Annotated in this window: 6 protein-coding genes; 3 read left to right on the top strand and 3 right to left on the bottom strand. The window is 70.8% G+C overall.

The genetic code is table 11. The features are described from left to right. The 3 genes from QZV94_RS23330 to QZV94_RS23340 form a co-directional block, all read left to right on the top strand. On the top strand, positions 1-677 hold a 677-nt coding region (locus tag QZV94_RS23330; RefSeq protein ID WP_293682595.1), incomplete at its 5' end, for a hypothetical protein. A 158-nt stretch (positions 678-835) separates the two neighbouring features. Continuing rightward, a complete protein-coding gene (locus QZV94_RS23335; RefSeq protein WP_293682597.1) occupies positions 836-1060 on the top strand; it encodes a hypothetical protein in 225 nt (74 codons plus the stop codon). A 39-nt stretch (positions 1061-1099) separates the two neighbouring features. After that, positions 1100-2689 (top strand): hypothetical protein, encoded by a 1590-nt coding sequence (locus QZV94_RS23340; protein WP_293682599.1) that lies wholly within the window; start codon positions 1100-1102, stop codon positions 2687-2689. A 30-nt stretch (positions 2690-2719) separates the two neighbouring features. Here the strand turns inward: QZV94_RS23340 and QZV94_RS23345 are convergent, their stop codons facing one another. The 3 genes from QZV94_RS23345 to QZV94_RS23355 all read right to left on the bottom strand — a co-directional run. Beyond that, positions 2720-4033: a hypothetical protein gene (locus QZV94_RS23345; protein ID WP_293682601.1), complete on the bottom strand. Its 1314-nt coding sequence runs from the start codon at positions 4031-4033 to the stop codon at positions 2720-2722. Next, entirely contained in the window at positions 4030-4488 is a 459-nt protein-coding gene (locus tag QZV94_RS23350) for a hypothetical protein (RefSeq protein ID WP_293682603.1), read from the bottom strand. Before QZV94_RS23350 ends, QZV94_RS23345 begins: the two co-directional genes overlap by 4 nt. After that, positions 4445-4916, bottom strand: a 472-nt coding sequence (locus tag QZV94_RS23355) for a hypothetical protein (RefSeq protein ID WP_293682605.1), incomplete at its 5' end; no start/stop codon positions are given. The genes QZV94_RS23350 and QZV94_RS23355, both read right to left, overlap by 44 nt.

Consider the following 4916-nt stretch of genomic DNA (forward strand, 5'->3'; position numbering starts at 1 on the left):
CTCGGGCGGCGATCGGCTCGCGCTATGGCGTCGCGGTCCTGGAAGCAAGCGTCGGCTCGGTCTTCGACGGCCGCGCCGTCGCGGTCGCCCAGCTTCGCATCGTCCGCGGTCGCCTGCCCTCGAACGCCTGGCGACTCCCGCCGCAAGCCGCCGAGGTGCGCCGGCTGCACGCGGATTACGCGGTCGTCGTGGGCCGCGGCGCAACAGCCGTCCACGAGACGCCCGATGGCGCGGCCGGTGTCCCGTTCGTGCACACCACGGACCTGCGGCACGGCGTCTGGAGGCCGTCGGCCCGTCGTTCCACCCGTCCCGCCGACCTCGACGATCAACCCGCACTTCTCTTGCCCCGGGTCGGCCGCCCGGATCGCCGCAAGCTGGTGCGGATCGCGGGCGGGCCCGTTGTGCTGTCCGACTGTCTGTTCTGGCTGCGCACCGAGCCGGCCGGGCACGAGGCTGAACTACAGCGGATTCTCCTGGACGACTGGGCGGGTGTCGCGGTCCTCTACGGCGGCAGTTGCGCCCCCTACGCGACCCTCGCGGGCCTGCTGGACCTCCTCGCCTCGCGTGGCCTTTCGGCGCGCATCCACCGGCGCGCGCGCCCACCGGCCGCGGCCCAACGGCCCGCGACGGCGAGCGTGGCCGACGTCTCGCCGGGTCGCCGAAGGGCCAGGTCTTGAGGCTGGGCTTGATGAAGGGGGCAGCCAAAATCGCTGGAACGGTCATGTCCGGGCCACGTTCAGAAAAGCAATTTCTTCACGCCATTGGTTGCATTCAGGCGGAAGCCAACGCAGATAGCCAGCCGCGATGTCAGCCTGATTGACACGGATTGGGAATAATGGACTCATCACCGCCAGCAGGCGAGGGCGACCGAAACGTGGATGAGACGGCGCAGGTGCGTGAGCTCAAGCTCGGCGGCGTTCCGTCCAACACGCGCGTGGTCAAGCTGCGCGAGCTCGGCTTCGTAGGCTATGTGTCCGACGAAGCCCGCCAGGAGATCGAGCAGAGCGAGGTCCGCGCGGGGCTGGTGCTGACCACCGCGGCGCAGTTCGCCTTCCGCTGACCGGCTTCCCACTCCGTCGAACATAGGTAGTCGAGCCGGATGCGCCTCACGCTCAATGCGCTGCCGCTTGACGCCAACGGCGCCCAACTCCTTCGCAGCATGCTCGTGGGCGATCGCTCCAATGCGGCGGCCGACGCCGTGATCGCCCACGCCATGGAGCTGGGCGCGAAGTTCGCCGTTGTCGAGCAGCCCTACACCGACCTCGACTATTCAGCCGACTACCAGACCTTCTACGCGGGTGCCTTCAAGGACTATCCGCGGCACACCAAGCGGGTGCATCTCTTCGCCGAGGACGTCAGCGACATCCTCGAAGGGCCGTTCGCCGGCCAGGGCGAGGCGCTCGAGGCGCGGGGCTATCTCGGCTTCGTCGTCGTTAGGCCCATCTCCCAGGGCCCGATCGGCCGCACCGTGCTTAGGTTCCCCGAGCCTGACGACGGCCTGATCGTCCGGCGCGCCGCCCGCGCCCGCACGCGGGTCCACCTGGCCGGCGCGGAACTGCATGTTGAAGGCGCTCCTTTCATCCAGCAGGAGGCCAAGGTCGGGGCTTGCGCGCAGGCGGCGATCTGGATGGCCTCCCTGCCTGTCCACATCCGGCACCGCACGCCGCGCTTCACCATGGCGGACATCACGCGCTTGGCGGTGACGCCCACTGACGCCATCCTCAGCCGCGTCCTGCCGGCCGGGTCCGACGGCCTCAATCCCGCGCACATGATCCGAGCGCTGCGGGGCATGGGTCATCAGCCGCTCTTCGACGTCTTCAAGGGCCAGGGGCTCTCCCTTCCCCTCGGTTACGCCGCCAGCATGGTGCTGCGCTATCTGGACTCCGGACTGCCCGTGATCCTGGCCATGGACGACGTCGGGCACGCCGTGACCGCCGTCGGCTATGTGGAGGCCCCAGGCGCGGCCATCGCTCCGGGCCAGACCTACGACTGCTTCGCGCGCGCCCTCCTGGTCAACGACGACCAGCGGGGGCCATATCGGCTGCTGCCCCTGCGCGCGGCCGACGCCGATCAGCTGCCCAGGGGCCGGCTAATGATGAATGGCGCGGACGTCCTCACTGTGGACGGCGCCGTCTCGCACATGTTCGTGCCGCTGCCGCCGCGGGTGTTCCTGCCGGCCCACCGCGCCGACATCGTGGCCCGCGATTTCCTGCAGCGCCAAGCGATCGAGTTGGGCGCCCATTTCGCGGAGCTTTCCGAGCAGTCGTCCCAGGCCGCAGGCCAAGGCGTTCGCAGCTTCTTCGACGCCGTCCTCGCCGACCGGCTCGTGCGGCGCACCTATCTGACCAGCGCGGCTCGCTATCGTCACCACCTGTCCCAGTCGGACGTGGCTGACTCGGTGAAGGTGGAGCTGCTCGACCGCGCCCTGCCGCACTATGTCTGGGTGACGGAGTTGATGGACCGCTCGTCCACCCACCTGACCGCCGACGGCGCCCGCGCCATCCTTGGCCATCTGGTGGTCAACGCCACGAGCAGCTCTGACCCGGACAACGACCTGCTGCTGTCCCACACGCCGCATGTCGTCGTCCATCGCGACATGAACGGGGCGGGGTCCGCCCGTGGCGAGGTGGAAGAGAGCGCCGTCCTGGTCGACGACGACCATCCCTACGCCGGCCGGATCCGGCGTTAGCCCCTGGCAGACAACCCAACCTGAATCCCTCTACGGATGGTAGGCCGGTGCGAAGGCCAGGGACCGTAGTTCTGGGGCCATTACCTTGAAGAGGCGTTCCCCACTGTCGGCCAGGCTCGCGTCGATCAGGTCGCAGCACCGGCCGGTGGCCAGGGCGCGGCAGGCCTGACCCACCTGGAGCGCCGCCGCCGCCAGGGCGGTGCAGGGCACCCCCACGCTCTTGCCGGCGATGGTCATGGCGCCGCAGCGGTCGAGGCGGCCCTCGGCCACGGCCTTCTCAAGCGCGGGGTTGAGAGCCCTCGGCGCGTCAGGCGCCGCCTCGGGCCAGGCTTGCAGCGCCGAGCGCGAGCCTGGGAAGGCGTGGAGGCGCAGGTCGAAGGCGTCGGCGGAAGTGGCACCCAGCCCGGCGTCCACGACCAGATCGAAGCCCGCCTCGGCTGCCCAGCGGCGGGCATCCAGGTTGTCGACGCCCGCCAGCACCAGGCGCGGATCCGTCGGTCCCGGCCGCGTCAGCGGGGTGAAGGCCGTTTCGACAAGCGCCGTGCGGAAGCCGCGGCGCTCGGCCCAATCCCCGCACCCCCGCGCCTTGCGCCGACCGATCCAGCTGGGCTCAGTGAGGATCTGGACGGGCAGATTCTCGGGCCCTGGGACATCGAAGTCCTGCAACACCAGGGCCAGGTCGCCGCCGTGCGCATACGGCAGCAAGCCCAGCACGAAGAGGGTGGCTTGGCCGAGATTGCCCAGACCCAGCAGCCAGGCGGAGGCCGGCAGGCAGGTAATTTCGGGCGTTGCGGGCTCGGACGGGCCCCAGGCGGAGAGGCGCTTCAAGCGCCGCCCCGCGCGGAGATCGCCCAGCACGGCGATCCGGAACGCCTCCGCCAAGCCCATGGCCGCCGCCAGGACCCCGCTGATCTCGTTGCCCGCCCGGCCCCGCTCGCCGAGCGCGCGCGGCGCGACCACGCCGGTCCAGCCATCGGCCCAGCATACGATCCGGGCGTCGCCGCCGCCCGCGCCGACGTGCAGGCGCAGGGCGTCGGGGGGTGGGGGTGTCGTGCGCGCGCCCTCGGCCACTAGCTGTGGGCGGAAGGCCCCGGCGGGGCCTAGGCGCAGCCGCCCGGGGGCGCCTGTGTCGGCGCCCATGTAGAGGCCGCCGCGGAACATCCGGCGCCCGCACCGGGCGATGGCCAGCAGGGCCGCCTGCATCCAGGGCTCAGCCGCCTCGCCATCCCACGTCAAGAGGAGGCTGGCGCGCTCGAGGCGCGCCTGCGCGGCGGGAAAGTCCAGCAATGGGTCTGTGGCGACCAGCAGCTGGGCGGCGCGATCATCGGCGATCGCAAGGCTCATCGGCCCGTCTCCAGACGAAGGGCTTTTGCGCCGTGGCGGCTGTGGTCGCGCCAGCCCGCAGCGCCGCGGTACTCGTATACGCCGACCTCGCCGGGGCCGTAGGTGCGGTTGGCGAAGTTGGGAATGATCAGGGCCATGTGCCCGACTTCGGGGATCATCGGGTTCGCCTGGTCGACGTGGCTCTGGCCGTAGCCGCCTGGGTGGGTGTGCACGTCGCCCACGACGCTCAGGTTCAGGGCCGCGCAGCGCCGCCAGACCTCGTCCATGCGCGAGCCGTCGAAGTGGATCCAGCCGCGCAGACAGTGGGGGTCGATCTCGTCGTAGGGCAGGAAGGCTTCGATCCGGCGCCTGCCGTCGGCGGTGCGGCGGCCGAGCAGGAAGGCGCCGGCCTCCCGCACCCCGCCGCCGCGATCACGCAGCTCGGTGAGAAGCCGTGTCCAGAGGTCCGCCGTCAAGACGAGCCGCGGACGCCGGCGCAGCCGACGAATGATATTCGCTATCGTGGAGAAGATCATGGACGCGCTCCAGGAAGGTGACGATGTCGCTGTCGGGACCCCAGGCGAGGTCCGCGTGCTGGTTGGGCCAGTGGCTGCGAGCCTGCCGATCGATGGGGTGGTAGAGGCACTCGCCGCAGCCAGGGCTGAAGGCGATCACGACTTGGCCGTTGGCCTGGCGCGGGCGCTGTTCGAGGGGCAGGGCGATGTTGCGCTGGCCGTCCCAAAGCGCCGCCGTCGGCGCCGTGGCGCGGTAGCCGGTGCATTCCAGCCGCAGCAGGAAGGCGTCGGGCCCCCGGTCACGGACAGGCGCCACGATGCGCACGTAGGCGTGGGGGAAGCTCAGCAGAGCGAGCTCCCATTTGCCGCGCCTGACACCGAGCCGGAAG

Source organism: uncultured Phenylobacterium sp. (assembly GCF_902826855.1).
In the GTDB taxonomy this organism is placed as follows: domain Bacteria; phylum Pseudomonadota; class Alphaproteobacteria; order Caulobacterales; family Caulobacteraceae; genus Phenylobacterium.